The organism is Isoptericola nanjingensis (assembly GCF_050311635.1).
Lineage (GTDB): Bacteria > Actinomycetota > Actinomycetes > Actinomycetales > Cellulomonadaceae > Isoptericola > Isoptericola nanjingensis.
On the sequence record NZ_JBNOZL010000004.1, the window covers coordinates 62,311 to 87,653 of the forward strand.

Sequence of the window (25,343 nt, forward strand, 5' to 3'; positions counted from 1 at the left end):
GCGGTCGTGGGACGCGACGCGGGTCGCGCCGGACCAGGGTCGCGTCAGGGGGTTCCCGGGTGGTGCCGCGCTCGCGCGGCGGGCGAGGATGGTCGGGTGAAAGCCCTGCTCAACATCATCTGGCTCGTCTTCGGCGGCTTCTGGCTCGCGCTCGGCTACGCCGCGGCGGGCATCCTGTGCTGCATCACGATCGTCGCGATCCCGTGGGGCATCGCGTCGTTCCGCATCGCGGGCTACGCGCTGTGGCCGTTCGGCCGCACGGTCGTCGACAAGCCGGGCGCCGGCGGCTGGTCGGTGCTGGGCAACATCATCTGGATCGTCTTCGCCGGCATCTGGCTCACCATCGGGCACATCACGACGGCGGTCGCCCAGGCGATCACGATCATCGGCATCCCGCTGGCGATCGCGAACCTCAAGATGATCCCGGTCTCGCTGCTGCCGCTCGGCAAGGACATCGTGCCCAGCGACGCCCGGTACCCGACGTACCAGCACTGACCCGTCGGCGACCGGCCTCACGGGCGGCCGATCGGCGCCGCCGTCCCGCCCGTGAGGCGCAGCAGGTCGTCGGGGGCGAGCGACACGTCCAGCCCGCGCCGTCCGCCGGACACGTAGACGACGTCGAAGCCCGTCGCGGACTCGTCGAGCACGGTCGCGTGCCGCTGCTTCTGCCCGATCGGCGAGATGCCGCCCACCACGTAACCGGTGGCGCGCTGCGCCGCCGCCGGGTCCGCCATCGCGGCCCGCTTGCCGCCGACGGCGCGGGCCAGCGCCTTGAGGTCGAGGCTGCCGTCCACCGGCACGATGCCGACCACGAGCCGTCCGTCGACGTCCGCCAGGAGCGTCTTGAAGACCTGCGCGGGGTCGGCGCCGAGCGCCTCGGCCGCCTCCAGGCCGTAGCTCAGGTCCGACGCCGGGTCGTGGTCGTAGGTGTGCAGCCCGTAGGCGACGCCGGCCCGGTCCAGCGCGACGACGGCCGGCGTCCCGTGCGAGGCGTGCGGCTTCTTCTTCGACACGCCGCCGATTGTGCCTGAGTAGGGTGGTGCGGTGCTCCTCCTTCTCGTCCTCGCGATCCTGGTGGGAGGGGCACTCCAACGGGTCACCGGCATGGGCTTCGGGCTCGTCGCCGGCCCGTTCATCGTGCTCCTGGTGGGCCCGCTCGAGGGCGTGCTGTTCGTGAACCTGGCCGGCGCGATCGCGTCCGCGCTCATCCTGGGACGCGTCGCGCGGGACGTGGACTGGCGACGCTACGCCTGGCTCGCCGTCACGTCGGTGGTCGTCATGGTCCCCGCCGCCCTGCTGCTGCGCGACGCGAGCCGCGCGGCGCTCGAGGTCGCCGTCGGGGCCCTCGTCGTCGTCGCGATGACGCTGGCCGTCGTCACGACCCGCTTGCGCCGCGGTGGTCGCCACCCCGTCCGGCCCGAGGCGCGCGCCCCGCTGGTCGTGACCGGCGTCGCGAGCGGGGTCGGGAGCGTGGCCGCGGGCATCGGCGGCCCGCCCGTGGCGATCTACTCCGTGCTCAGCGGCTGGGACCCGCGCGGCTTCGCGGCGACGGCGCAGCCGTTCTTCGCGACCAACGCGCTCGCCGCGCTGGTCGCCAAGCTCACGCTCACCGACGCGTCCTTCCCGCCCTTCTCCGCCTGGCAGTGGCTCGTCGTCCTGGCCGCGATCGTGGCGGGGCTCGTCGTCGGCGACTGGCTCACCCCGCGCGTCCCCGCGGTCGCGGTCCGGCGCGGGCTGATCGTGCTCGCGTACGTCGGGGGCGTCGCGACCCTCGCCCAGGGGCTCGCGCACCTCGGCTGAGGCGGGGTGGGCTCAGACCGGCCGGTCGCCCTCGTCACGACGCGGGACGTCGGCGGACCCGTCCGCCGGGCCGTCCGCGCGGTGCTCGGGAGCGTGCCGCCCAGGCGTACCCGGTGCGTCCCCTCGGTCGGGGTCCAGCTCGTCCGCGCGGCGCAGGCGCTCGTCGACGTCGGCGCGATGCTCGTCGAGGCTCGCGTCGCGGCGCCGGGCCTCCTCCTGCAGCCGGGCCGCCTCGGCGGCCTTCTGGTCGGCCTCGGCCTGGGACATCCGGGCCTCGGCGTCGAGCTTCGCGGACGCCGCCTCGCGCTCCTGCACCGTGATCCGGTCGTGCTCCGCCTGCCGGCGCAGCTCTGCGGCCTCGTCGCGCCGTTCCTCGCGCCGGCGCTCCTCGGCGGCCCGCGACCGGCGGGCGAGGGCCACGGCGACGAGCACGAGCAGCAGCACGACGACGACGGCGACGACGATCCAGACGATGGTCGTGGTGTCCATGGCGGACTCCTGACGTCGGGGGCGCCGGGGGCGGCACCCTGGATCGATCACACGACCGACCCCGGATGCTTGCAACCCCCGCGGACGCTCAGATCCGGCCGACGTCCACCACGGTGAGCGCGACGGCCCCGGCCTCGTCGCTGGCCGCCAGGTCGACGACGGCGGTGACCGCCCAGTCGTGGTCGCCGTCGGCGTCGTCGAGCACCTGCCGCACCCACCACGTGCCGGCGGGCACCTCGGCCACCTCGACGCCGTCGCGGGTGGTCGTGGTCGCGCCGCCGGGCAGCTCGGCGCCCGGCTCGAGGATGGTCAGCAGCCCGGCCGCGCGGGCGGCGGGGCCGATGCCGACGGCGTCGTCGCCCTGCGCCTCGAACAGGGGGTCGAGCGCGGCGGCCCAGGCGTCGCCGTCCCAGCCGTGCGCGCCGTCGAGCGCCCCGAGCCCGTCGTAGTCCTCGCGGGCGGCGAGCTCGACGCGGCGGAAGGTCGCGTTGCGGACGAGGCGGCGGAACGCGCGCGGGTTGCCGGTGACGGGCCGCGCGGGCGCCTCCGCGCCCGCCTCGGCGAGCTCGCCCTCGACGACGAGGTCGGCGTCGTCGTCGACCGGGTTCTGCAGCCGCTCCCACTCGTCCAGCAGCGAGGAGTCGACGCCGCGCACCAGCTCGCCGAGCCACTCGACGACCTCCTGCACCTCCTCGGTGCGGTGCTCCTCCGGCACCACCTGGCGCAGCGCGCGGTAGGCGTCGGCGAGATAGCGCAGCACGACGCCCTCGGTGCGCTCCAGCCCGTACACGCTGACCAGCTCGGCGAACGTCATGGCCTGCTCGAGCATGTCGCGCACCACGGACTTGGGCGCGAGCTCGGCGTCGGCCACCCACGGGTTCGACCGCTTGTACGTGGCGAACGCGGGCTCGAGCAGGTCCGCGAGCGGCCGCGGCCACGTGACGTCTTCGAGCGCCTCCATGCGCTCCTCGTACTCCATGCCCTCGGCCTTCATCGCCGCGACGGCCTCGCCCTTCGCCTTGGACTGCTGGGCGTAGAGGATCTGGCGCGGGTCGTCGAGGGTCGCCTCGATGACGGAGACGACGTCGAGCACGTGCGTCGGGCTCTCGGTGTCCAGGAGGTCCATGGCCGCGAGCGCGAACGGCGACAGCGGTGCGTTGAGCGCGAAGTCGCGCGGCAGGTCGACGACGAGCCGCACGCTGGGCCGGTACCCGGCCGGGCGCGACGGGTCGGGCACGCGGATCTTCTCCACCACGCCCGCGACGCGCAGCGACCGGTAGATGCGGAACGTCTGGCGCACGTGCTTCGCCTGCTGCGCCTCGGTGTCGTGGTTGGCGGTGAGCAGGTGGCGCATGGCCTCGACGGGGTCGCCGTCCGAGCCCGCGGAGTCCCGCGCCAGCACGTTGAGCACCATGGCGTGGTTGACGTGGAACTGGCTGGTCAGGGGCTCGGGGTCGGCGTCGCGCAGCCGCTCGAACGTGGAGTCCGTCCAGTTCACGGCGCCGGCGGGCGCCTTCTTGCGCACCACCTTCTTGAGCTTCTTCGGGTCGTCGCCGGCCTTGGCGAGCAGCTTGCGGTTCTCGATGACGTGCTCGGGCGCCATGACGAGCACCTCGCCCACGGTGTCGAAGCCCGCGCGACCGGCGCGGCCGGAGATCTGGTGGAACTCGCGTGCGGTGAGGTGGCGCATGCGCTCGCCGTCGTACTTCACGAGCGACGTCAGGAGGACGGTGCGGATCGGCACGTTGATGCCCACGCCGAGGGTGTCGGTGCCGCAGACCACCTTGAGCAGGCCGCGCTGCGTGAGCCGCTCCACGAGGCGGCGGTACTTCGGCAGCATCCCGGCGTGGTGCACGCCGATGCCCGCGCGCAGGAACTTGCTCAGCGTCTTGCCGAAGCCCGTGCCGAACCGGAACGCGCCGATCTCGGCCGCGATCGCGGCCTTCTCGTCCTTGGAGGCGAGGCTCGTGGAGAGGAGCGCCTGGGCGCGCTCGACGGCGTCCTTCTGCGTGAAGTGCACGACGTAGACGGGGGCGCGGTGCGTCGTGACGAGCTCTGCGATGACGTCGGTCAGCGGCTCGACGACGTAGGAGAACGTCAGCGGCACCGGGCGCTCGGCACCCGCGACCTCCGCGACGGGGCGGCCGCTGCGCTCCTCGAGGTCCTCGCGCAGCCGGGTGGTGTCGCCGAGGGTGGCGGACATCAGCAGGAACTGCGTGCGCGGCAGCTCCAGCAGCGGCACCTGCCACGCCCAGCCGCGCTGCCGGTCGCCGTAGAAGTGGAACTCGTCCATGACGACCTGGGCGATGGCGTCGTCGTCGGCCGTGCCGTCCGCGCCGACGCCGTCGTCGTCGGCCCGGCGCCGCAGGGCGAGGTTGGCGAGGATCTCCGCGGTGCAGCAGATGATCGGGGCGTCGGCGTTGACCGCGGAGTCGCCGGTCATCATGCCGACGTTGCGCGACCCGAACGCGGCGACGAGGTCGAAGAACTTCTCGCTCACCAGCGCCTTGAGCGGCGCGGTGTAGAACGTGCGCCCGCCGCGGCCCGACCGGCGGTTCGCGAGCGCCGCGAACTGCGCGCCCATCGCGACCATCGACTTGCCCGACCCCGTGGGCGTGGCCAGCACCACGTGCGAGCCCGTCATGAGCTCGAGCAGCGCCTCCTCCTGGTGCGGGTACAGCGGCCGGCCCGTGCCGGTGGCCCACTCGCCGAACCCCTCGAAGAGGACGTCGGGGTCCGGCGCGCCGCCCGTCGGGGCGGGCAGGTACGGCAGCAGCGTGCCGGCGGGGCGGGGGGCGGCGTCGGGGGAGCTGGGGGAAGTCATGGTGCGGACATTCTCCCAGGCCCGCCGAGCCGTCGTCCCCGGCCGCGCCGGCACGCTGTCGTCGGGCGGGGTCAGCAGGCGCCGAGGTCGGTCCAGACCGCCCACTGGCCGGCGGAGGAGGACGGGGTGTCGCCCTGTGTCCACCACTTGGCCTGGTACGCGCGGCCCTCGTAGGACACCTTCGTGCCACCCGTGTAGGCGGACGACGGGTTCCAGGCCGCGTCCTCGCAGTCGCCCGGCTCGACCGGCGGGTCGGTCGGGTCCACCGGCGGGTCGGTCGGCTCGACCGTCCCGCCCTCTCCGACGGTCACGTCGACGCAGGCGTAGAACGCGTTGACGGTGTCGGCCACGTTCCAGCGGGCGAGGATGGTGTGGTCGCCCTGCGGCAGGTTCTCGAGCGTGTGGCTCACGACGGCGTCGGGCTTGGCGCCCTTGTCGTCGAACGTGCGGTGCAGGGTGCCGTCGACGAAGTACTCCCACGTCGAGGTGGCGTGCTGCGCGGTGAGCTTCCACTTCATCGTGACGCTGTTGCCGATCTTCGTGCGGGGCCAGGGCTTCGACTCGTCGTCGAGGATGGCGAAGCCGCTGCCGCCGGAGCACTGCGTGGAGCCCTTGGGGGCCTCGACGCTCTGCGGCTCGTACTTGATGCTGCCGCAGTCGAAGGGCAGGGAACCGCCGGCGCACAGGTCCTGGCGGCTCGGCGGGCTGGTCACCCAGCCGTGGGCGGACGCGGCGGGCGCGGCGGCGAGCGGAGCCAGGAGCGCGGCGAGCCCGACGGCCGCGGTGACGAGAGTGGGACGAAGACGCATCGTTGCTCTTCTCCTGTGTTCGTGAGGAAACTGGACAAATTCGACGCTACGGCGTCGGTCCGGACCGCACATCAGGGGAACCGCGTCATCTGACCGTGATCTGCCCGGCCGGTCGTACGGGGTTACCCGTAGGACGGACCGGCGTCAGCCGAGGTCCCACAGGTGTCGGTAGAAGGCGATGCGCCCGGCGTCGGGCGCGATGCCGTAGCCCTCGAAGAAGGCGGGCTCGTGGCCGTCGCCGTAGTTCCACTCCAGGCTGTAGCTGGCCACCGCGAGGTCGGCCCAGCGGTCCGCGACGCCGAGCGCGTCGAGATCGACGTGGGCGGTCCAGCGACCGCCGTCGTCCAGGAGGGTGTTGGGGGCGCACGGGTCCCCGTGGCACACGACCAGCCGGTCGACGGCGGGCACGTCGCCGACCCGGGCGCGGGCGTCGGGGGACAGGCGTGCCGTCCGGTCGGCGACGCCCCACGAGAAGGGGCAGTCGTCGACCGGGAGCGCGTCGTGCAGCGCCCGCAGACCGGCGCCGATCGCGCGCGCCGCCGTGTCCGGGTGCGCGAGCCAGCGCGGGTCGACCGCCGACCGGCCCGGGATGCCCGCGGTCAGCAGCCAGGCGCCCGCACCGTCGGCGCCGCGGTCGAGCACCCGCGGCACGGGGGTGAAGCGGCCCGCCCAGGCGAGGCGCTCGGCCTCGGCGTCGAGGTCCAGCTCGGGCGTGCCGGCGGGGACCCACTTGACGTAGCGCTCGGCGCCCGAGGCCCCCGTCAGCCGGAACGTGAGGCCGCCGAGCTCGTTGTGCCACACGGGCATGACGTCGTCGTCGCCGGCGAGCAGGCGCACCCGCTCGGGCACGACGACGGGCTCTGACGGGGCGGCGGCGAGGGCGCGGGACATGCCCAGATCGTCACATCTCCACGCCGCGACGGGCTACGGCATTCCCGTCGGCTCGATCGTCGGGTGCGGCGCGGCCGCCGGTTCGATCGCGGGTGGCGTGCGACGGATCGCGGCCTCGCCCTGCTGCACGACGACGACCCCGGCCAGCACCAGCAGCCCGCCGACGAGCTGCACGGGGCGCGGCAGCTCGCCCAGGAACACCCACGCGAAGAACACGGCGCTGACCACCTCGAGCAGCCCGACGAACGACGCCGGCCGCGCGCCGAGGCGCCGCCCCGCGCCGACGCCGGTGACGTAGGCGACGCCGGCCGTCACCACCCCCAGCGCGGCGAGCGCCGCCCACGCGGGCACGACGGCGTCGGCGAGGGCGACCGGGTCTGCCGACGCGGTGAGCGGCATGACGCCGACGGCGCCGAGCAGGCCGAGGAGGACGGCGCCGACCACGAGCCCGCCCGCCGCGAGGCTCAGGGGCGGCAGCCCGGTGTCGGTGCGGGCGTTGAGCAGGAAGTAGGCGGAGACGCCCACCATCGCCCCGAGCGCCCAGGCCACGCCGACGGGGTCGAGCCGGGCGCCGGCGAGGTCGAGCACCAGGACGAGGCCCGCGGCGGCGACCGCGATGCCGGCGAGCGTCGTCCGTCCGGGCCGCTGCCCGTGCCGCAGCCACAGCCACGCGACGACGGCGGCGGGGGAGGAGTACTCGATGAGCAGCGCGGGGCCCACCTGCATGTGCTGCACGGCGGCGAAGTAGCAGAACTGCGTGGCGGCGACGCCGAGCGCGCCGTAGGCGAGCAGCAGCCGCAGGTTGCGGCGCACGGGGGACCAGTCGCCGCGCAGGGCGACGACGCCGAACGGCAGGACGACGACCGCCCCGACCGCGACGCGCACCAGGACGACGGCGCCCGGGCTCCACCCGGTGGCGAAGAGGCCGGCGGCGAGCGGGCCCGAGAGGCTGAACGCGATGGCGGAGACGACCGCGAGGGAGAGGCCCGCGCCGAGGCCGGTGCGCGCCGTCGCGCCGGTGTCATGCGTCATCCTTGCCATGGCTCATGACGCTACGACCGGGTGGAGTAACGTGTCAACATGCCGTTCGCTCATGACACCGTGGCGGAGCTCCGGTCGGCCGTCGCCCTCGTGAACTCCGGCGAGCCGCCCGAGACGCTCGGGACCACGGCCGACCTCGACGCCTTCTTCCGCGAGCACGAGTACACCGGTCGTCACGACGGCACCGCGGAGGAGCTCGACCAGGTGCGCGCGCTGCGCCCCCGCCTGCGCGCCCTCCTCCTCGCCGAGCGCGACGAGGCCGCCGGGCTGGTCAACGAGCTGCTCACGGGCGTGCCTGTCCATCCGCGCCTGGTACGGCACTCCGGGGAGGACTGGCACGTGCACGCGACCGCCGACGACGCCCCGCTCGCCACCCGGATCGTCGTCGAGACCGCCATGGCGATGATCGACGTCATACGCGACGACGAGCTCTCCCGCCTCGCCGTGTGCGCCGACGCCGACTGCCAGGGGCTGGTGCTGGACCTGTCGCGCAACCGCTCGCGGCGCTACTGCTCCACCGCGTGCACCAACCGCAACGCGCAGGCCGCGCTGCGGGCGCGTCGCTCCGGCTGACGGCCCGGGCACGCCGTCGACGTCTCCGGCCGACGTATCTGGAGGTGAGCGCCGCGCTCCCTCCCCCGCGAGGGCGCCAGGCTTTCCCGGGGCGACGACCCGCCCGGCCCGGCCCCACGAAGGAGGCGGCGATGTCCGTCACGACGAGCAAGGCCCTCGACCCCTGGCCGGTCGTCCGTCCCGGTGACCGGTTCCACCCCGTCGGCGCGCTGCAGCACCTGCTCAACGAGCACGGCCACGACCTCGAGGTGGACGAGACGTTCGGCCCGCTCACCGAGGCCGCCGTCCGCACCACCCAGCGCGACTTCGGCCTCGAGGTCGACGGCGTCGTCGGGCCCAGGACCTGGGGCGCGATCGTCGTCACCGTGCGCCTCGGGAGCCGTGGCCACGCCGTCCGCGGGGCGCAGTCCGAGCTCGACGTCCGCGCGGAGCTCGACCTCGCGGTCGACGGGGTCTTCGGGCCGAAGACGGAGAGCGCGGTGCGCGGGTTCCAGCGCGCGCTGTCGGCGTTCGGCGTCCTCGTCGACGGCGTCGTCGGGCCCGTGACCTGGCGTGCGCTGGTCAGCGGGATGGTGTCCGACTGACACCCGCCAGGAGCGCGTCGCAGACGTCGACCAGGCGGGCGCGCAGCTCCTGGCCGCGCGCGGCGAACCCGCGCTGGCGGCGCACGTACTCCGCCTTGCCCTCCGCCGTCTCGATCGGCACGGCCTCGACGCCGTACGACGAGACGTCGTAGGGGGCGGCGGCCATGTCGGTGTACCGGATGTCGCGGGCGAGCTCGAAGGCGTCCAGCAGCAGGTCGCCGGGTGCCGCGGGCCCGAGCTTGAGCGCCCACTTGTAGAGGTCCATCCCGGCGTGCAGGCACCCCGGCTGCTCCATGGCCGGCTGGCGCTCGCGGGTGGGGCGCAGCTGGTTGCGCTCCGAGGCCTCGGGCGTGAAGAACCGGTAGGCGTCGAAGTGCGAGCAGCCGATGCGGTGCGACTCGACGACGGCGTCCGTGCCGTCGTGGCCCAGCCGCAGCGGCAGCGGGTGGCGGTGGTCGCGACCCGCGGTGCGGTCGCGGTAGACCATCGCCCACTCGTGCAGGCCGAAGCAGCCGAACGTCCCGGGCCGCCCGGCGGTGGCCGACACGAGCGCGCGGACGTAGCGGACGGTGTCGCCGCGGTCGGCGACGAAGGCGTCGACGTCGAGCGTCGCCCCTGTGCCGCACGCACCGCTCTCCTCGCCCGGGAGCGCCGTCTCGCGGTACCAGCGCCACCCGGCGTGCTCGGCCGCGTCCGCGAGGACCACGCCCGGGCCCGGGTGCCACCGGCGCAGGTGGCTCACGCGCGTGGGGTAGTAGGTGAACAGGAAGTTCTCGATCGCGTGCTCCGCGCCGCGGTCGCGGGCCTCGCGCCACACCGCGGTCAGCGCGTCCGCGCGGGCGGCGTGCGCGGCGGCCCGCGGCTCCCAGGCGTCGCGCGGCACGACGGCGTCGGCGGGGGCCGCCGGGTCGTCGAGGATGGGTGCGCGCATCCCACCAGGGTACGAGCGCGGCGAGCACGCCCCCGCCCGGACTAGCGTGTGAGTCGTGCCGCACACCTACGCGTTCCGCCAGGTCGACGTCTTCGCCACGGGCCCCCTCACCGGCAACCCGGTGGCCGTGGTGCACGACGCCGACGACCTCGACGACGCGCAGATGGCCGCCTTCGCGCGGTGGACCAACCTGTCCGAGACCACGTTCCTGCTGCGCCCCACCACGCCCGACGCCGACTACCGGCTGCGGATCTGGACGCCCGGCGGCGAGCTGCCGTTCGCCGGCCACCCCACGCTCGGCACCGCGCACGCGTGGCTCGAGGCCGGCGGGGTGCCCCGCTCCGCGGAGCAGGTGGTCCAGGAGTGCGGCGTCGGGCTCGTCACCGTCCGGCGCGACACCGACGCCAGCGGCGACCGGCTCGCGTTCGCCGCGCCGCCCCTGCGGCGCTCCGGCCCGGTGGCGCCGGAGAACCTCGCGCAGCTCGCGCGCGGCCTGCGCGTGAGCGTGGCGGACATCGAGGACGCGGCGTGGGTCGACAACGGCCCCGGCTGGGTCGCGGCCCGCCTGCGCGACGCCGCGGCAGTGCTCGCCGTCGAGCCGGACCTCGCCGCGTTCGGCGGCCTGAAGATCGGCGTCGTCGGCACCTACGCGCCGGGGGAGTCGGACGCCGCCGTCGAGGTGCGCGCCTTCGTCCCCGACATCGGCGTCGCGGAGGACCCGGTCACCGGCAGCCTCAACGCCGGGCTGGGGCAGTGGCTGGCGGGCGGCCTGCTGCCCGCGTCGTACGTCGCCTCGCAGGGCACCGCCCTCGGTCGCCGCGGGCGCGTGCTCGTGCGCCGCGACGCCGCCGGCGAGGTGTGGGTCGGGGGCGCGGCCGTCACGACGATCGCGGGCACCGTGACGCTCTGAGGTCGGAGCGGCCGGCGCGTCAGACCCGGCGGAACGGGGCGAGCGTGGCCCGCACCTGCTCGGCGGCCCCCCAGTCGTCGTCGAACTGCGCGACGACGGCGAGGTGCTGGCGCAGCTGCAGGATCGGCATGCGGTCGCGCCACGCGCGATCGAGGCCGGTGAGCTCGGCGTAGAGATCGAAGAACCCGCGGGACTCGGGCGGCGGCGCCGTCGTCCAGAGGTGGGCCAGGTCGACCTCGGCCCACGTGTAGGACACGGCGGGGTCGATCAGCGCGGGCCGCCCGTCGGCGGTCGCGAGGACGTTCTGCGCCCACAGGTCGCCGTGCGTCAGGCACGCGGGGCGGTCCGGGAGCAGCTCGGGGAGCCGGGCGCACAGGTGCTCCAGGGCCGTCCGGTCCGCGGGACCCAGGGCGGCGTCGACCCGTGGCTCGCCCAGCCACCGCAGCAGGCGGCTCCGCGCGAAGAAGGCGAACCCGTCGTCCTCCCAGGTGTTGTCCTGCCGGCGGCGGCCCAGCCAGTTGTCCCGGTGCCAGCCGAAGCGGTCGTGGGTCGTGGCGTGCAGCTCGGCGAGCGTGTGCGCGAGCCGCTCCCAGAACGCTTCGTCCCGGGGGCGTGGGTACAGCACCTCGAGGACGAGCAGGCCCGGGTCGGCGAGGATCACCGCCGGCGTGACGACGCCGCCGAGCTCCCGCAGCGCCGTCAGGCCCTCGGCCTCGGCGGCGAAGGCGTCGTCGGACGGGGCCTCCTCGAACCCCTTGACGAACACTGCGGTGCCGTCGGCACGCCGCGCCAGGGCGGCGGTCGCGGCGAGCCCGCCGGTCGCGGGGCACAGGTGCTCCACGTCGGAGATCCCCGACGCGAGGAGGCGGGTCAGCAGCACCGTCATCGGGTCGGTCACGAGCGACTCCCTCTCTGGGCCTTCTCGGGCGGCTCCTGCGGCGGGGCGGCCAGCGCAGCGCGGTCGGCGACCGCGCCCACCGCCCGCTCCAGCGGCCCGCGTCCGAGCAGGAACCGCCACGCCGTCGCCGTGGCGAGGGTGACCAGCACCATCACGAGCAGCGGGCCGTTGGTGGTGGACCCCAGCAGGTCCCAGTGCCAGATGGCGACGATCTGCAGCGAGTACACGGTCAGCGCCATCGACCCGACCGCGGCGAGCGGGGCCAGCACCCACCGTCCGACCCGCCCGACGTACAGGCACAGGCCCACGACCGCCGCCGCGAACCCGCCCGACGCGAGCACCTCGATCGTCGTGTCGTCGTGCGGGCCGTCGAGGAAGAGCCCCGCGACGCCGGGCCACGGGGCGCCCCAGGCGAACGGCGCGCCGTCGACGGACTGCCGCGCCATGACCTGGGAGGTCAGCACGACCTCCTCCCCGCCGGCGGCGCCCACCACCGCGCCGGAGAGGAACGAGAACGCGCCCCACGCGGCCAGCCCGCCCAGCAGGAGCCCGCGGCGCAGCCGCGGCGAGCGCAGGTCGCAGCGCCCGATCGCCATGCCCGCGAGCACGTACGCCATCCAGACGATCGCCGGGTAGTGGCCGGTGAGCACGAAGTCCGTGACGGCGCCGGAACCGTCGTGCGGCAGCCGCAGACCGGCCCGCAGCAGCGCCTCCGGCCCCCAGTACGCGAGCAGCGGCCCCACCAGGGCGACCACCGCGGCGAGCGCGAGGAGGCGCGGGGGCCGCCAGCGCAGGAACGGCAGCGCGAGCGCGAAGTAGCAGGCGTAGAAGCCCAGGATGAGGGCGACGCGCGTGCCGAGGAGGTCGAGCAGCGCGACGACCACCAGCAGCAGCGCGGCGCGCACGAGCAGGCGGAGGCGGGCCCGTCGCAGCGGGTCGCCGTCGAGGAGGTGTGGCCCCCCGGTGACGATCGCGACGGAGACGCCCGCCACCAGCGCGAACAGGATCGAGGAGTGGCCGTGGGAGAGGTCGAGCAGCCACCAGGCGGGTCCGGCGTCGGGCGTCGTCACGCCTGCGTGGGCGGTGAACATGCCCAGGACGGCGATCCCGCGGGCGACGTCGACGCCCGGGACGCGCCCCGGGCCGCCGGCGAGACGGCGCGCGCCGGCGCGCAGCCCGGCACGAAGACGGGAGGTCGGCGCGCCGGTGGCCGCGGTCATGGCGTGATGATGCCACCGGCGGGTGGTGCGCGTCGTCCCGGTGCGTGAGAACGCCACGGCCTGCAGGCCGCGCGGTCACTACGGTGGGAGCATGAGTGACCTCAGCGCGGAGCCCGCACCCCAGGGCGACCCCGAACCCGCCGGTGCCGACCTCAACGACGCGATCGAGGCACCCAGCACCCACCACACGGTGCCCAGCAAGGAGTCCGAGTCGTACACGCACGGGCACCACGAGTCCGTGCTGCGCTCGCACCGCAGCCGCACGGCCCAGAACTCGGCCGGCTTCCTGGTGCCGCACCTGCGCGACGACATGTCCCTGCTCGACGTCGGCTGCGGCCCCGGCACGGTGACCACCGACTTCGCCCGGATCCTCGCCGGCGGCGAGGTCGTGGGCGTCGACGCCAGCCCCAAGGTGCTCGAGGCGGCGCGCGAGCACGCCGCGGCCCTCGGGTACGGCAACGTCCGCTTCCAGCAGGCGAACGCCTACGAGCTGCCGTTCGAGGACGACTCCTTCGACGTCGTGTACGCGCACCAGCTGCTGCAGCACCTGTCCGACCCGGTCGCCGCGCTGCGCGAGATGAAGCGCGTCGCGAAGCCGGGCGGGATGGTCGCGGTGCGCGACGCCGACTACGCGGGCATGGCCTGGTACCCCGAGACCCCGGGCCTGACGGAGTGGAACGAGCTGTACCACGAGGTCACGCACGCCTACGGGTTCGAGCCGGACGCCGGCCGCCGTCTCATGTCGTGGGTGCAGGAGGCGGGGCTGGAGGGCATCGTGCCCTCCGCGTCGTCGTGGTGCTACGCCACCCCGACCGACCGGCAGTGGTGGGGCGAGCTGTGGGCCGAGCGCTGCGTGGAGTCCAACTTCGCGGTGCAGGCCAAGGAGTCGGGCCTGGCCGACGACGTCGCGCTCGAGCAGATCGCGCAGGACTGGCAGGCGTGGGCGCAGGCGCCCGACGGCTGGTTCGCCATCCTGCACGGCGAGGTGCTCGCCCGCGCCTGACGGTGCGGCTGACGCTGCCGCGCACGCGCCCCGCGTAACCTGGGCGCGTGCGCATCGCGAGATTCACCACCGGAGACGACCCCCGCTTCGCCCTCGTCCAGCAGGAGGGCGACAAGACGTTCCTCGCCGTCCTCGGCGGCGACCCGCTCTACATGCCGGCGATGCCGACGGGGGAGCGGATCGAGCTGGGCGACGGCGTCCGGCTGCTCGCCCCGGTGATCCCGCGCTCCAAGGTGGTCGCCGTCGGCAAGAACTACGCCGACCACGCCAAGGAGATGGGCGGCGAGGTGCCGGCCACGCCGCTGCTGTTCTTCAAGCCCAACACCGCCGTCGTCGGGCCCGACGACCCGGTGGTGCTGCCCGAGTTCACGCGCGAGGTCAGCTACGAGGCCGAGCTCGCCGTCGTCATCTCGAAGGTGTGCAAGGACGTCGAGCCGGAGAACGTGCGCTCCTACGTGCTCGGCTACACCGTCGCCAACGACGTCACCGCCCGCGACGCGCAGCGCACCGACGGCCAGTGGGCGCGAGCCAAGGGCTTCGACACCTCCTGCCCGCTCGGCCCGTGGATCGACACGGACCTGAACCCCGAGGACGTCGCCGTGCGGTCCCGCGTCAACGGCGAGCTCAAGCAGGACGGCCGTACCGCGGACATGGTCTTCGACGTGCCGTTCCTCGTGTCGTACATCAGCAAGGCGATGACCCTGCTGCCCGGGGACGTCATCCTCACCGGCACGCCGGCGGGGGTGGGCCGCATCGACCACGGCGACCGCGTGGAGTGCGAGGTCGAGGGCATCGGCGTCCTCGCCAACCCCGTGTTCCGGCGTGACTGAGGCGCCGCTGCGCGACGACGCACGGTCGGTGCTGCGGCGGATGCCCGCCGCCGACGCCGGGCAGTCCGCGCTGCGCGACCGGTTCGTCGCGCACCTCGACGCGCACCCCGACGGCGTGCTGCGCGCGTGCCGCCCGGACCACGTCACCGCGTCCACGGTGGTGCTGTCGGGCGACGCCTCGCGCGTGCTGCTGACCCTGCACGCGAAGGCGGGCCGCTGGTTCCAGCTCGGCGGGCACGCCGAGCCCGGCGACGCCACGCTGGCCGCGGCTGCCCGCCGCGAGGCCGTCGAGGAGTCCGGGGTGGAGGTCGACCTCGACCCGGTGCCCGTGCACCTCGACGAGCACGCCGTGCCGTTCTGCGGGCCGGGCGGCGACGCGCACCACCTGGACGTGCGCTTCGTCGCCGTCGCGCCCGACGGCGCACGGCACGCCGTGAGCGACGAGTCGCTGGACGTGCGGTGGTGGCCCGTCGACGACCTGCCGAACCCGGACCTCGCCGAGCCGGTGGCGCTCGCTGTCGCACGGGTACGGGGCGCCTGACACCGACCGTCCGACGGCCCGCGGCGGGACAACTACGCTGGACCCCGTGATCCCCGCTGCCGGCTCCTCCGACGTCCGTGTCCGCTTCGCCCCGTCCCCGACGGGCATGTTCCACGTGGGCGGTGCCCGCTCCGCCCTGTTCAACTGGGCGGTCGCCAAGCAGCAGGGCGGCACGTTCGTGCTGCGGGTCGAGGACACCGACGCCGCGCGCAACAAGCCCGAGTGGGTGGACGGCATCCTGAACGCTCTCGCGGCGCTCGGCATGCACGCCGAGGACCCGACGTTCGAGGGACCGTACTTCCAGTCGCAGAACGTCGAGAAGCACCGCGAGGCGTCGGCCCGCCTGTACGAGGCCGGCCGCGCGTACTACTGCGACTGCTCCCGCGACGACGTCGCCGCCCGCACCGGCAACGCGCACTCCGGCTACGACGGCTTCTGCCGCGACCGCGGCCTCACCTACGAGCCGGGCCGGGCGCTGCGCTTCCGCACCCCCGACGACGGCGAGACCCAGGTCGTCGACCTCATCCGCGGCAACCCGACGTTCCCGAACTCCGCGATGGAGGACTTCGTCGTCGCGCGCGGGGACGGCTCGCCCGTCTTCCTGCTCGCGAACGTCGTGGACGACCTCGACGAGGGCATCACCCACGTCATCCGCGGCGAGGAGCACCTGCCGAACACGCCCAAGCAGCAGCTGCTGTGGGAGGCGCTCGGCGCGCAGCCGCCGACGTGGGCGCACCTGCCGGTGATCGTGAACGAGAAGCGCCAGAAGCTCTCCAAGCGCCGGGACAAGGTCGCGCTCGAGGACTACCTCGCCGAGGGCTACCTGCCCGACGCGATGGTCAACTACCTCATGCTGCTCGGCTGGGCGCCCGGCAACGACGAGGAGATCCTCCCGTTCGACGAGCTGGTCGAGCGGTTCCGCATCGAGGACGTCAACAGCGCCTCGGCGTTCTTCGACGTCAAGAAGCTGCTGTCGTTCAACGGCGAGTACATCCGGAAGATGTCGGTCGAGGACTTCGTCGCCGCCGTCGACCCGTGGCTGCACGCCCCCAAGGCGCCCTGGACCGAGGAGCAGTACGACGCCGCCGCGTTCGGACGCGTCGCTCCGCTCGCCCAGTCGCGCGTCGCCCTGCTGGCGGACATCACCGACAACGTGGACTTCCTCTTCCTCGACGAGCCGGTCGACGACGAGCGCTCGTGGGCCAAGGCGATGAAGGACGGCGCCGCCGAGCTGCTCGCCGACGCCCGCGCGGCGCTCGCGGACCTCGCGACGTGGGAGGCGGAGCCGCTCAAGGACCTCGTCACGGCGGTGGGGGAGAAGCACGGGCTCAAGCTCGGCAAGGCGCAGGCGCCGGTGCGCGTCGCCGTCACGGGCCGCACGATCGGCCTGCCGCTGTTCGAGTCGCTCGAGGTGCTCGGCCGCGAACGGACCCTCGCCCGCGTCGACGCCGCGCTGGCGAAGCTGTGAGGGTCGACGGCGTCCTGCTCGACGTCGACGACACGCTCGTCGACACCAAGGGCGGGTTCGCCCAGGCTCTCACCGCGGTCGCCGTCGAGTACCTGCCGCACGTGCCGGCGGACCGCTACCCCGAGCTGCTGGCGCACTGGCGCACCGACCCGGGCGGCTACTACAAGCGCTTCACGCGCGGCGAGACCGACGCCCTCACCCAGCGCCGGCTGCGCGCCGACCTCCTGCACCGCACCTTCGGCGGCGAGCCGGTCACGGAGGACTCCTTCGCCGACTGGGACGCCCTGTTCTGGGGCACGTTCGAGCGGTCGTGGGCGCCGTTCGACGACTCCGCGGCCGCCCTCGACGCACTGCGTGCCGCCGGCGTGCGGATCGGCGTCGTGACGAACGCGTACACGGAGCTCCAGGAGCGCAAGCTGCGCGCCGCCGGCCTCGAGGGCGTCCCCGTGCTCGTGGGCGTGGACACGCTCGGCTACGGCAAGCCGCACCCCGACGTCTTCGTCGAGGGCGCCCGCCGCCTCGGCACCGACGTCGCGCGCACCGCGTACGTCGGCGACGAGCCCACGACCGACGCCCGCGCCGCTCGCGACGCCGGCCTCGTCGGCGTCTGGCTGGACCGGCCCGGTGCCCGCCGCGACGACGAGCACCACGTGGACGCCGACGCCCTGCGCGCCGACGGCATCGTCGTGCTGCCCGGGCTCGCCGGGCTGCCCGCCGCCCTCGGCCTCTGACAGCTCGCTCAGGGGGCGAGCAGCAGGACGGCGGTGAGCGCGATCCCCGTGACGACGACGGTGCCCAGGGCGCCGAGCAGCAGCGGACGGCGGGCGGTGCGCGCCAGGCGCGGGACGTCGACGCCGGTGCCGAGGGCGAACATCGCGGCGACGAACAGGACCGTCGTGAGCTGCTGGGCGGTGTCGGTGACGACGTCGGGCAGCAGTCCCGTGCTGCGGACCAGCACCGCGACGAGGAAGCCCAGCACGAAGCCGGGGACGAGCGGGGCGCGTCGGCCGCGGGCCGTTGTGCCGCCCTCGGGAGACTCGGGCACGAGGTCGTCCCCTGGCGCGGCGGCGAGCGCCGCGCGCCGCGAGAGCAGCGCGCCGGCGCCGGCGACCAGGGGCGCGAGCAGCACCACGCGGGCCAGCTTGGTGACGGTCGCGGTGGCCAGCGCGGCGGCCGAGACGGTGCCCGCGGCGGCGACCACCTGGGCCACCTCCTGGACGCTCGCGCCGATCCAGAGCCCCGCCTGGTGGTCGTCGAGCCCGATCGCCCCGGCGAGGGCGGGCAGGACGAAGATCGCGACCGTCCCGTAGACGGTGACGAGGGCGAGCGCGGCGGCCACGTCGTCCCGCAGCCGAGCGGGCGCAGATCCCGCGCGCGGGTCGCGCTCGAGCACGCTCGTCATCGCGGAGACCGCCGCGGCGCCGCAGATCGAGAACCCGGTGGCGACGAGCAGCGCGGTGGCGCGGGGCACCCGCAGCAGCCGGCCGAGGCCGAGGATCGCTGCGAACGTCCCCGTCACGGTGATCACCACGACGGCGATCCCGCGCCAGCCGAGCGCGAGGACGTCGGGGATCGAGAGCTGCAGGCCGAGCAGCACCACGCCGGCGCGCAGCACCGTGCGCGCCGTCCAGTCGGTGCCCGGCCCGACCTGCTCCGCGAACCTCGCGGCGCGGGCGCCCCGCGGCACGAGACGCCCCAGCGCGGAGCCGAGCACGGCGCCGGCCACGAGGGCCAGGACCAGGGGCGACAGCGCACCGTTCGTCAGCGGGGCGACGAGCCGGCTGACGCCGAGCAGGACCACGGTCGCCACGGCGGCCAGCGCGAGGCCCGGACCGAGGCGGGAGGCGCCGCGGGAGGTCCGGTACGTGGTCTGGTCCACGGTCGGGGCCGAGGGCTGAGCTGGAGGCACGTGACCAGGCTCGCGACCCGCGCGACGACCCGGAAGCGCCAGGTGCCGATCGATCCATAGACTGACGCTATGGCAGAACGTCCCCCGCTGGCCGCACTCGAGCTGCTGGTCGCCCTCGACGCCCACGGCTCGATCTCCGCCGCGGCCCGGGCGGCCGGCGTCTCCCAGCCCACCGCGTCCGCTGGCTTGCACCGCCTCGAGCGCCGCCTCGGCCTCGAGCTGCTGTCCCGCGGGCCGCGCGGCACGGCGCTCACCGCCGTCGGGCGCCAGGTGGCGGAGGCGGCGCGCGGCGTCGTGGACGCCACGGACCGCTTCGAGGCCGCGGCCGCCGCCCTGCGCTCCGCGCCCGTCCCCGGGCTGCGCGTGGCCGCGAGCCTCACGATCGCCGAGTACCTGGCGCCGCGCTGGCTCGCGGCGTTCGGGCGGGACGAGCGCGAGCGGACCGGAACGGCGCCCGACGTCGAGCTCGTCGTGCGCAACTCCCGCGAGGTCATGGAGCTCGTGCTCGACGGCGCGGCCGAGCTCGGGTTCGTGGAGAGCCCGACCGTGCGCCGCGGGCTGCGCTCGCGCACGGTGGCCCACGACGAGCTGGTGGCCGTCGTTGCCCCCGCGCACCCGTGGGCGCGACGACGGTCCGTCAGCCCCGCGGGACTCGCCGCGGGGCACCTCGTGCTGCGCGAGGTCGGCTCGGGCACCCGCGACGTGCTGGAGGACGCGCTCGGCCAGGCGGGCGTCCGCCTGCCGTCCCACGTCACCGCGCTGGGCTCCACGGCGGCCGTGAAGTCCGCCGTGCGGCACGGGGACGGTGTGACGGTCCTGTCCGCGCTGACCGTGGCGGACGACGTGGCGGCAGGCCACCTGGTGACCGTCCCGATCGCCCAGCTCGACCTCTCGCGCCGCCTGCGCGTGGTGTGGCGCGACGGCGCGTCGCTGTCCGCGCCGGCGCGGAGGCTCGCCGCCGTCGCCGGCGCGCGCTGACGGACGCTCAGCGCCGCCGGGCGCGGTACGCGTAGGTGACGTACGGCAGCTCGATCTCGGCGCGACCGGCGAGGTCGGGGTGCGTGTCCTCCAGGGCGTCGACCTCGGCCAGGCGCGCCTCGCGCTCGGCCTCCGGGAGCCTCAGCAGATAGCTGCGCGTCCCCGCGAGCGTGCGCAGCGCGCCGGCCGGGAGGCGGTCGACCCAGCGGAACGTGCCGGCCTCGACGGCCGTGAACCGGTCGCCGAGCTCCGTCAGGGCGTCGTGACCGGCCGCGGGCTCGAGGCGGTCGCCTCGGTGCAGGATCTCGCCGAACCGCGCGACCCAGTCGACCTCGGCGTCGCGGTCGTTCCAGACGACGCCGAGCGTGCCGCCCGGCCGCAGGACGCGGGCGATCTCCGTCGCCGCGGCGTCGGCGTCGAACCAGTGCCACGCCTGGGCGACCAGGACGGCGTCGACGGACGCGTCCGGGAGGGGGAGGTGCTCGGCGGCGCCCTGGCGGGTGGCGACGCCCGGCAGGCGCGCGGAGAGCTCGGCGAGCATGGGCAGCGACGGGTCGACGGCGACGACGTCCGTGCCCGCCCCGGCGAGGTCGACGACGACCTCGGTGAGCTTGCCCGTCCCGGCGGCGAGGTCGAGGACCCGCCGTGCGCCCGCGGGGAGCATCCACCCGACGGCGTCCCGCGGGTACGTGGGCCTGACCTGGGCGTACACGTCGGCGTCCCGGTCGAACGAGGCCGCGCGGTCGGCGTGGTCGTGCGGGTCGTGCCCGGCGGAGGCGGGCGCGGGCGAGGGCGGCGGGGGAGTCGAGGAGGCCATGCGGGGAGCCTGCCACGGCCGTCGTCCGAGCGTGACGTACGGCACCTCGCGCGCGTTTTGGCCGACGGCCACCTGTCCGGTAATGTTTTCCGACGTTGGGCCTGACGCCGGCGCTCCGATCATGTCGGATTTGCCCGGAAGGCTCGATCCATTGGGGTATGGTGTAATTGGCAGCACGAGAGATTCTGATTCTCTTAGTCTAGGTTCGAGTCCTGGTACCCCAGCGCAGTGCTCTTCGCCCGCCTGGTGCGGTGTGTAGAGTTCTCACCGGCACGAAGGTCCTCGAGACCGTCGAGTCATAGGCCCCCATCGTCTAGCGGCCTAGGACGCCGCCCTCTCACGGCGGTAACGCGGGTTCAAATCCCGCTGGGGGTACGCAGGTCGTCCGTCTCGACGGGCGGTCGCACGGTTCAGGTCTCGACACCCGAACCAGCTCCAGGCCCCCATCGTCTAGCGGCCTAGGACGCCGCCCTCTCACGGCGGTAACGCGGGTTCAAATCCCGCTGGGGGTACACAGCAGGCATCTCACAGGCAAGGCCCGGTCCACGCGGACCGGGCCTTCGTCGTTCCACGGCTCAGAACGAAACCGGCTCAGCACGGAACCGGCTCAGAGGAACGGGTCGGGCACGATCGCGCCGTCGCTGCGCGGGTGGTCGTAGCTCGCACCGGTGGGCTTCCAGGTCACGGGGTGCGCCCCGGCGCTGGGCTGCGCCTCGGGCGGGCGGGGCGCCGGGTTCGACGGCTGCACGGCGATCGGCTGCGTGGTGGGGCGGGGGCCCTCCGACGCCTCGCGGCCGGGCACGACGGTCGGTGCGCCGGGGGTCCCGCCGGGGGCACCGTCCGGCGGCCGCGTGGGCCCGCCGCCCAGATCGTCGTCGTCGTCCAGGCGCGGGCCGCCCGGCGTGAAGAGGGTGTCGCACAGGGTGCGGTAGGTGGAGTCCGGGCGCGGGACGAACCTGATCGTGCGCAGGGCCTGGTCCTGGCCGGCGGACTCCATGTCGAAGCGGCCGTAGCCGAGGACCTGGCCCGTGGGGCTGCGCGAGTACCCCATGTCGGTGACCTTCTTCATCGGCATCATCGCGACCTTGTGCACGACGAGCCCGTACAGCAGCAGGAGCCGCTTGTCGGTCGCGACGAACCACTCGTAGCGCCACTCGAGCCACTTCCAGGCGAGGCGACCGGCGACGACGAACCACACCACCCACAGCCACCCCACCGTGGAGCGCACGTCGACCGGCGTCGACATGACGATGGTGCCGATCAGCAGGAACGCGGCGGCCGTCGTCGCGATCGGCTCGAGGAGCAGCGCCCAGTGGTGGCGCGTCGCGACGATCACCCGCTCGTTCGGGAGCACGTACCGACGCAGGTGCGCGTGCGCGCGCACCCGGTCGCGCTCGCGCCTCTCGTCGGTGATCACGGGGTTCTCCGGGCCGTCGTCAGTCGGTCAGGTTCGCGAAGAACTGCCCGAAGCTGGAGAACGCGTTGGTGATGAAGTCCCAGATCGCCGTGACGATGTTCGCCGCACGGTCAGGGCTGCTCACGATCGCGTAGATCAGGAAGATCACGACGATCCAGATCAGCAGTGTCTTGGCCTTCGCGGGCATCAGGTCCTCACGCCTCTCGGGTCGCAGGGCAGGGCTGCCCCGTCAGCCAGGAGCGTACTGACCTGGGCGGGGGCCCGACAGCACCGGGCCCGGCGCGCCGCGTGGAGTGGCGGCGGGCCGGGCCCGGCGGTCGGCCCCGAGAGGGGCGGTGGTCAGGGAGGACGTCGTCACTCGCCGGCGCGGCGCAGCACCTCGGTCAGGCGGTTGGCGGCGGAGACGACGGCGGCGGAGTGCAGGCGTCCCGGCTGGCGGGTGAGGCGCTCGACCGGCCCGGAGACGGACACGGACGCCACGACCCGGCCGGAGGGCCCGCGCACCGGCGCCGAGACGGACGCGACGCCGAGCTCACGCTCGGAGACCGACTGCGCCCACCCGCGGCGTCGGACGCCGGAGAGGATCGTCGCGGTGAACACGGCCTCGCGCAGGCCGCGGTGCAGGCGGTCCGGCTCCTCCCAGGCCAGGAGGATCTGCGCCGCGGAGCCCGCGTGCATCGTGAGGGTGGCGCCGACGGGGATCGAGTCGCGCAGCCCGACCGGCCGCTCGGCGGCGGCAACGCAGACGCGATGGTCGCCCTGGCGGCGGTAGAGCTGTGCGCTCTCGCCCGTGTGGTCGCGCAGTGCCGTGAGCACGGGGTTGGCCGCGGCGAGCAGCCGGTCCTCGCCGGCCGCCGTCGCGAGCTCGTTGAGGCGCGGTCCGAGCACGAACCGGCCCTGCATGTCGCGGCCCACGAGACGGTGGTGCTCGAGGGCGACGGCGAGGCGATGCGCCGTGGGGCGGGCGAGCCCGGTCGAGGAGACCAGCTGCGCCAGAGTGGCAGGACCAGCCTCCAGAGCGCCCAGCACGGACGCGGCCTTGTCGAGTACGCCGACTCCGCTAGTATCGTCCATAGGACGATATTGACGTCTCAGTCACTGAGATTGCAAGTCGGGGACCGCATCTCACGGGACGGAACCGTCTCACGAGCCGGGCCCTCCGGGGTCCGAACGACGGTATCGCCCGGCGAGGCAGCCGACGAGATCGACCGAGACACAGCACACGCACGACGGCCGCGGGGACGCGGCGGACGAGGAGCACATGATGGCCGGCACGCTGGCAGAGAAGGTCTGGGAGGCGCACCTGGTGCGTCGTGGCAGCGACGGGGCGCCCGACCTCCTCTACATCGACCTGCACCTCGTGCACGAGGTGACGAGCCCGCAGGCGTTCGAGGGGCTGCGGCTCGCCGGGCGCCCCGTCCGCCGTCCCGATCTCACGATCGCGACCGAGGACCACAACACCCCGACGCTCGACATCGACCTGCCGATCGCGGACCTCACCAGCCGCACACAGATCGACACGCTGCGCAACAACGCCAGGGAGTTCGGCGTCCGCATCCACTCCCTGGGCGACGCCGACCAGGGCATCGTCCACCAGGTGGGCCCGCAGCTCGGCCTGACCATGCCGGGCCTGACCGTCGTCTGCGGCGACTCGCACACCTCGACGCACGGCGCGTTCGGCGCTCTGGCCTTCGGCATCGGCACCTCCGAGGTCGAGCACGTGCTCGCCACGCAGACCCTGCCCCTCGCCCCGTTCAAGACGATGGCGATCACGGTGAACGGCGAGCTGCCCCCCGGCGCCACCAGCAAGGACATCATCCTGGCGATCATCGCCAAGATCGGCACCGGCGGCGGGCAGGGCTACGTGCTCGAGTACCGCGGCGAGGCCATCCGCAAGCTCTCGATGGAGGCGCGGATGACCATCTGCAACATGTCCATCGAGGCCGGCGCCCGCGCGGGCATGATCGCGCCCGACCAGACGACGTTCGACTACCTCCAGGGGCGCCCGCACGCGCCCGAGGGCGAGGACTGGGACGCCGCCGTCGAGTACTGGACGACGCTGCGCAGCGACGACGACGCCGAGTTCGACGCCGAGGTCGTGCTGGAGGCGGCCGACCTCGAGCCGTTCGTCACGTGGGGCACCAACCCTGGCCAGGGGCTGCCGCTGTCGGCGTCCGTGCCGGTGCCGGCGGAGATCGCCGACGCCAACGAGCGCGTCACCGCCGAGCGCGCGCTGGAGTACATGGGCCTGGAGGGCGGCACGCCGCTGCGCGACGTCAAGGTCGACACGGTCTTCATCGGCTCCTGCACCAACGGCCGCATCGAGGACCTGCGCTCCGTGGCGAAGGTGCTCCAGGGTCGGCAGAAGGCGGACGACGTGCGCGTGCTCGTCGTGCCCGCGTCCGCCCGCGTGCGCCTGCAGGCCGAGGCCGAGGGCCTGGACGTCATCTTCAAGGAGTTCGGCGCCGAGTGGCGCAACGCCGGCTGCTCCATGTGCCTCGGCATGAACCCCGACCAGCTCGCGCCGGGCGAGCGCGCGGCGTCCACCTCGAACCGCAACTTCGAGGGCCGCCAGGGCAAGGGCGGGCGCACGCACCTCGTGTCGCCGCTGGTCGCGGCCGCGACCGCCGTCCGCGGCACGCTGTCGTCGGTCGCCGACCTCGAGTTCGAGGGCGACGTCGACCTCACGACGTTCGACGGCACCCCGCTGGCGCCGCTGTCCGCCCCGTCCTTCGTCTGACCCCCACCCCGTAGCAGGAGATCGTCATGGAGAAGTTCACCACCCACACGGGCGTCGGGGTGCCGCTGCGCCGCACCAACGTCGACACCGACCAGATCATCCCCGCCGTCTACCTCAAGCGGGTCACCCGCACGGGCTTCGAGGACGCGCTGTTCGCGGCCTGGCGCGGCGACCCCACGTTCGTGCTCAACCAGGACGCGTACAAGGCCGGCTCCGTGCTGGTCGCGGGCGCCGACTTCGGCACGGGCTCCTCGCGCGAGCACGCCGTGTGGGCGCTCAAGGACTACGGCTTCCGCGTGGTGCTCGCGCCCCGGTTCGCGGACATCTTCCGCGGCAACTCGGGCAAGCAGGGCCTCGTGGCCGGCATCGTCGCGCAGGAGGACATCGAGATCCTCTGGAAGATCCTCGAGACCAAGCCCGGCACCGAGGTGACCGTGGACCTCGAGGCGCGCACCGCGCACGCCGACGACGTCACCGTGCCCTTCCAGATCGACGACTACACGCGCTGGCGCCTCATGGAGGGCCTCGACGACATCGGCCTCACGCTGCAGCACGAGGACGACATCGCGGCCTTCGAGGCGGGGCGCGCGGCCTGGCGGCCGAAGACGCTGCCGGCCAAGCACCTGCCGAGCGTCCCGATCGAGCCGGCGCGCCCGGTCGGCTGACCCGC

27 protein-coding genes and 3 tRNA genes are annotated in these 25,343 nt (G+C 74.4%); 16 read left to right on the forward strand and 14 right to left on the reverse strand.

What is annotated here, in order from left to right; translation table 11 throughout:
• Positions 1–96 precede the first annotated feature (96 nt).
• Positions 97–495: a YccF domain-containing protein gene (locus ACQP6G_RS08510; RefSeq protein WP_429763853.1), complete on the forward strand. Its 399-nt coding sequence runs from the start codon at positions 97–99 to the stop codon at positions 493–495.
• A gap of 17 nt (positions 496–512) precedes the next feature.
• Here the strand turns inward: ACQP6G_RS08510 and ybaK are convergent, their stop codons facing one another.
• Positions 513–1,013: a Cys-tRNA(Pro) deacylase gene (ybaK, locus tag ACQP6G_RS08515; RefSeq protein WP_429763854.1), complete on the reverse strand. Its 501-nt coding sequence runs from the start codon at positions 1,011–1,013 to the stop codon at positions 513–515.
• A gap of 31 nt (positions 1,014–1,044) precedes the next feature.
• Between ybaK and ACQP6G_RS08520 the strand changes: the two genes are divergently transcribed.
• Complete coding sequence (locus ACQP6G_RS08520) at positions 1,045–1,800, forward strand: TSUP family transporter (protein WP_429763855.1); 756 nt, start codon at positions 1,045–1,047, stop codon at positions 1,798–1,800.
• 12 nt (positions 1,801–1,812) lie between these two features.
• On the opposite strand, the gene ACQP6G_RS08525 is transcribed toward ACQP6G_RS08520, so the two are convergent.
• From ACQP6G_RS08525 to ACQP6G_RS08545, 5 genes are all read right to left on the reverse strand, one after another.
• Positions 1,813–2,289 carry a hypothetical protein gene (locus ACQP6G_RS08525; protein WP_429763856.1) on the reverse strand — a complete coding sequence of 159 codons (477 nt, stop codon included), beginning with the start codon at positions 2,287–2,289 and terminating at the stop codon, positions 1,813–1,815.
• An 88-nt stretch (positions 2,290–2,377) separates the two neighbouring features.
• Positions 2,378–5,113, reverse strand: a complete 2,736-nt coding sequence (locus ACQP6G_RS08530; protein ID WP_429763857.1) for a DEAD/DEAH box helicase — start codon at positions 5,111–5,113, stop codon at positions 2,378–2,380.
• A gap of 71 nt (positions 5,114–5,184) precedes the next feature.
• On the reverse strand, positions 5,185–5,922 hold the full coding sequence (locus ACQP6G_RS08535; RefSeq protein WP_429763858.1) for a lytic polysaccharide monooxygenase: 738 nt from the start codon (positions 5,920–5,922) through the stop codon (positions 5,185–5,187).
• Positions 5,923–6,066: 144 nt separating this feature from the next.
• A complete protein-coding gene (locus ACQP6G_RS08540; RefSeq protein ID WP_429763859.1) occupies positions 6,067–6,813 on the reverse strand; it encodes a phosphotransferase in 747 nt (248 codons plus the stop codon).
• Between the two features lie 33 nt (positions 6,814–6,846).
• Positions 6,847–7,854, reverse strand: coding sequence for an EamA family transporter (locus ACQP6G_RS08545; RefSeq protein ID WP_429763860.1), 1,008 nt, complete (start codon positions 7,852–7,854; stop codon positions 6,847–6,849).
• 39 nt (positions 7,855–7,893) lie between these two features.
• Here ACQP6G_RS08545 and ACQP6G_RS08550 point away from each other — a divergent pair, with 39 nt between their 5' ends.
• Positions 7,894–8,427 (forward strand): CGNR zinc finger domain-containing protein, encoded by a 534-nt coding sequence (locus ACQP6G_RS08550; RefSeq protein ID WP_429763861.1) that lies wholly within the window; start codon positions 7,894–7,896, stop codon positions 8,425–8,427.
• Positions 8,428–8,558: 131 nt separating this feature from the next.
• Entirely contained in the window at positions 8,559–9,011 is a 453-nt protein-coding gene (locus ACQP6G_RS08555) for a peptidoglycan-binding domain-containing protein (RefSeq protein WP_429763862.1), read from the forward strand.
• Here the strand turns inward: ACQP6G_RS08555 and ACQP6G_RS08560 are convergent.
• Entirely contained in the window at positions 8,989–9,942 is a 954-nt protein-coding gene (locus ACQP6G_RS08560; RefSeq protein ID WP_429763863.1) for a 3-methyladenine DNA glycosylase, read from the reverse strand. The genes ACQP6G_RS08555 and ACQP6G_RS08560 overlap by 23 nt on opposite strands.
• A 55-nt stretch (positions 9,943–9,997) precedes the next feature.
• Here ACQP6G_RS08560 and ACQP6G_RS08565 point away from each other — a divergent pair, with 55 nt between their 5' ends.
• Complete coding sequence (locus tag ACQP6G_RS08565) at positions 9,998–10,852, forward strand: PhzF family phenazine biosynthesis protein (RefSeq protein WP_429763864.1); 855 nt, start codon at positions 9,998–10,000, stop codon at positions 10,850–10,852.
• 19 nt (positions 10,853–10,871) lie between these two features.
• On the opposite strand, the gene ACQP6G_RS08570 is transcribed toward ACQP6G_RS08565, so the two are convergent.
• Positions 10,872–11,750 (reverse strand): fructosamine kinase family protein, encoded by an 879-nt coding sequence (locus ACQP6G_RS08570; protein ID WP_429763865.1) that lies wholly within the window; start codon positions 11,748–11,750, stop codon positions 10,872–10,874.
• Positions 11,747–12,970: a heparan-alpha-glucosaminide N-acetyltransferase domain-containing protein gene (locus tag ACQP6G_RS08575; RefSeq protein WP_429763866.1), complete on the reverse strand. Its 1,224-nt coding sequence runs from the start codon at positions 12,968–12,970 to the stop codon at positions 11,747–11,749. The genes ACQP6G_RS08570 and ACQP6G_RS08575 overlap by 4 nt, the downstream gene beginning before the upstream one ends.
• A gap of 91 nt (positions 12,971–13,061) precedes the next feature.
• On the opposite strand from ACQP6G_RS08575, the gene ACQP6G_RS08580 reads away from it, so the two are divergent.
• From ACQP6G_RS08580 to ACQP6G_RS08600, 5 genes are read left to right on the forward strand one after another with little or no spacing between them, the layout of a single operon-like run.
• Complete coding sequence (locus ACQP6G_RS08580) at positions 13,062–13,973, forward strand: class I SAM-dependent methyltransferase (RefSeq protein ID WP_429763867.1); 912 nt, start codon at positions 13,062–13,064, stop codon at positions 13,971–13,973.
• 47 nt (positions 13,974–14,020) lie between these two features.
• Positions 14,021–14,803: a fumarylacetoacetate hydrolase family protein gene (locus tag ACQP6G_RS08585; RefSeq protein WP_429763868.1), complete on the forward strand. Its 783-nt coding sequence runs from the start codon at positions 14,021–14,023 to the stop codon at positions 14,801–14,803.
• On the forward strand, positions 14,796–15,344 hold the full coding sequence (locus ACQP6G_RS08590; RefSeq protein ID WP_429763869.1) for an NUDIX hydrolase: 549 nt from the start codon (positions 14,796–14,798) through the stop codon (positions 15,342–15,344). The genes ACQP6G_RS08585 and ACQP6G_RS08590 overlap by 8 nt, the downstream gene beginning before the upstream one ends.
• A 46-nt stretch (positions 15,345–15,390) precedes the next feature.
• Complete coding sequence (gene gltX, locus ACQP6G_RS08595) at positions 15,391–16,812, forward strand: glutamate--tRNA ligase (protein WP_429763870.1); 1,422 nt, start codon at positions 15,391–15,393, stop codon at positions 16,810–16,812.
• Positions 16,809–17,543 carry an HAD family hydrolase gene (locus ACQP6G_RS08600; protein WP_429763871.1) on the forward strand — a complete coding sequence of 245 codons (735 nt, stop codon included), beginning with the start codon at positions 16,809–16,811 and terminating at the stop codon, positions 17,541–17,543. The genes gltX and ACQP6G_RS08600 overlap by 4 nt, the downstream gene beginning before the upstream one ends.
• An 8-nt stretch (positions 17,544–17,551) precedes the next feature.
• On the opposite strand, the gene ACQP6G_RS08605 is transcribed toward ACQP6G_RS08600, so the two are convergent.
• On the reverse strand, positions 17,552–18,721 hold the full coding sequence (locus ACQP6G_RS08605; protein ID WP_429763872.1) for a YeiH family protein: 1,170 nt from the start codon (positions 18,719–18,721) through the stop codon (positions 17,552–17,554).
• A 69-nt stretch (positions 18,722–18,790) separates the two neighbouring features.
• On the opposite strand from ACQP6G_RS08605, the gene ACQP6G_RS08610 reads away from it, so the two are divergent.
• Complete coding sequence (locus ACQP6G_RS08610) at positions 18,791–19,699, forward strand: LysR substrate-binding domain-containing protein (protein ID WP_429763873.1); 909 nt, start codon at positions 18,791–18,793, stop codon at positions 19,697–19,699.
• A gap of 7 nt (positions 19,700–19,706) precedes the next feature.
• Here ACQP6G_RS08610 and ACQP6G_RS08615 read toward each other — a convergent pair whose 3' ends face one another.
• The gene (locus ACQP6G_RS08615; protein ID WP_429763874.1) at positions 19,707–20,516 is read right to left on the reverse strand and encodes a class I SAM-dependent methyltransferase; all 810 of its coding nucleotides are present in this window, start codon (positions 20,514–20,516) and stop codon (positions 19,707–19,709) included.
• A 152-nt stretch (positions 20,517–20,668) separates the two neighbouring features.
• Between ACQP6G_RS08615 and ACQP6G_RS08620 the strand changes: the two genes are divergently transcribed.
• From ACQP6G_RS08620 to ACQP6G_RS08630, 3 genes are all read left to right on the forward strand, one after another.
• Positions 20,669–20,740 (forward strand) — tRNA-Gln (locus ACQP6G_RS08620).
• A gap of 78 nt (positions 20,741–20,818) precedes the next feature.
• Positions 20,819–20,891, forward strand: a tRNA-Glu gene (locus tag ACQP6G_RS08625).
• A 64-nt stretch (positions 20,892–20,955) separates the two neighbouring features.
• Positions 20,956–21,028 (forward strand) — tRNA-Glu (locus ACQP6G_RS08630).
• A gap of 95 nt (positions 21,029–21,123) precedes the next feature.
• On the opposite strand, the gene ACQP6G_RS08635 is transcribed toward ACQP6G_RS08630, so the two are convergent.
• The 3 genes from ACQP6G_RS08635 to ACQP6G_RS08645 all read right to left on the reverse strand — a co-directional run bounded on the left by ACQP6G_RS08635 (position 21,124) and on the right by ACQP6G_RS08645 (position 23,007).
• The gene (locus tag ACQP6G_RS08635) at positions 21,124–21,933 is read right to left on the reverse strand and encodes a PH domain-containing protein (protein ID WP_429763875.1); all 810 of its coding nucleotides are present in this window, start codon (positions 21,931–21,933) and stop codon (positions 21,124–21,126) included.
• Positions 21,934–21,952: 19 nt separating this feature from the next.
• Positions 21,953–22,120, reverse strand: a complete 168-nt coding sequence (locus ACQP6G_RS08640) for a hypothetical protein (protein ID WP_176168850.1) — start codon at positions 22,118–22,120, stop codon at positions 21,953–21,955.
• Between the two features lie 167 nt (positions 22,121–22,287).
• Positions 22,288–23,007 carry an IclR family transcriptional regulator gene (locus ACQP6G_RS08645; protein ID WP_079574616.1) on the reverse strand — a complete coding sequence of 240 codons (720 nt, stop codon included), beginning with the start codon at positions 23,005–23,007 and terminating at the stop codon, positions 22,288–22,290.
• Positions 23,008–23,197: 190 nt separating this feature from the next.
• Here ACQP6G_RS08645 and leuC point away from each other — a divergent pair, with 190 nt between their 5' ends.
• Both leuC and leuD read left to right on the forward strand, forming a co-directional pair.
• Positions 23,198–24,673 carry a 3-isopropylmalate dehydratase large subunit gene (gene leuC, locus ACQP6G_RS08650; protein WP_429763876.1) on the forward strand — a complete coding sequence of 492 codons (1,476 nt, stop codon included), beginning with the start codon at positions 23,198–23,200 and terminating at the stop codon, positions 24,671–24,673.
• 26 nt (positions 24,674–24,699) lie between these two features.
• A complete protein-coding gene (gene leuD / locus ACQP6G_RS08655) occupies positions 24,700–25,338 on the forward strand; it encodes a 3-isopropylmalate dehydratase small subunit (protein WP_429763877.1) in 639 nt (212 codons plus the stop codon).
• Positions 25,339–25,343 lie beyond the last annotated feature (5 nt).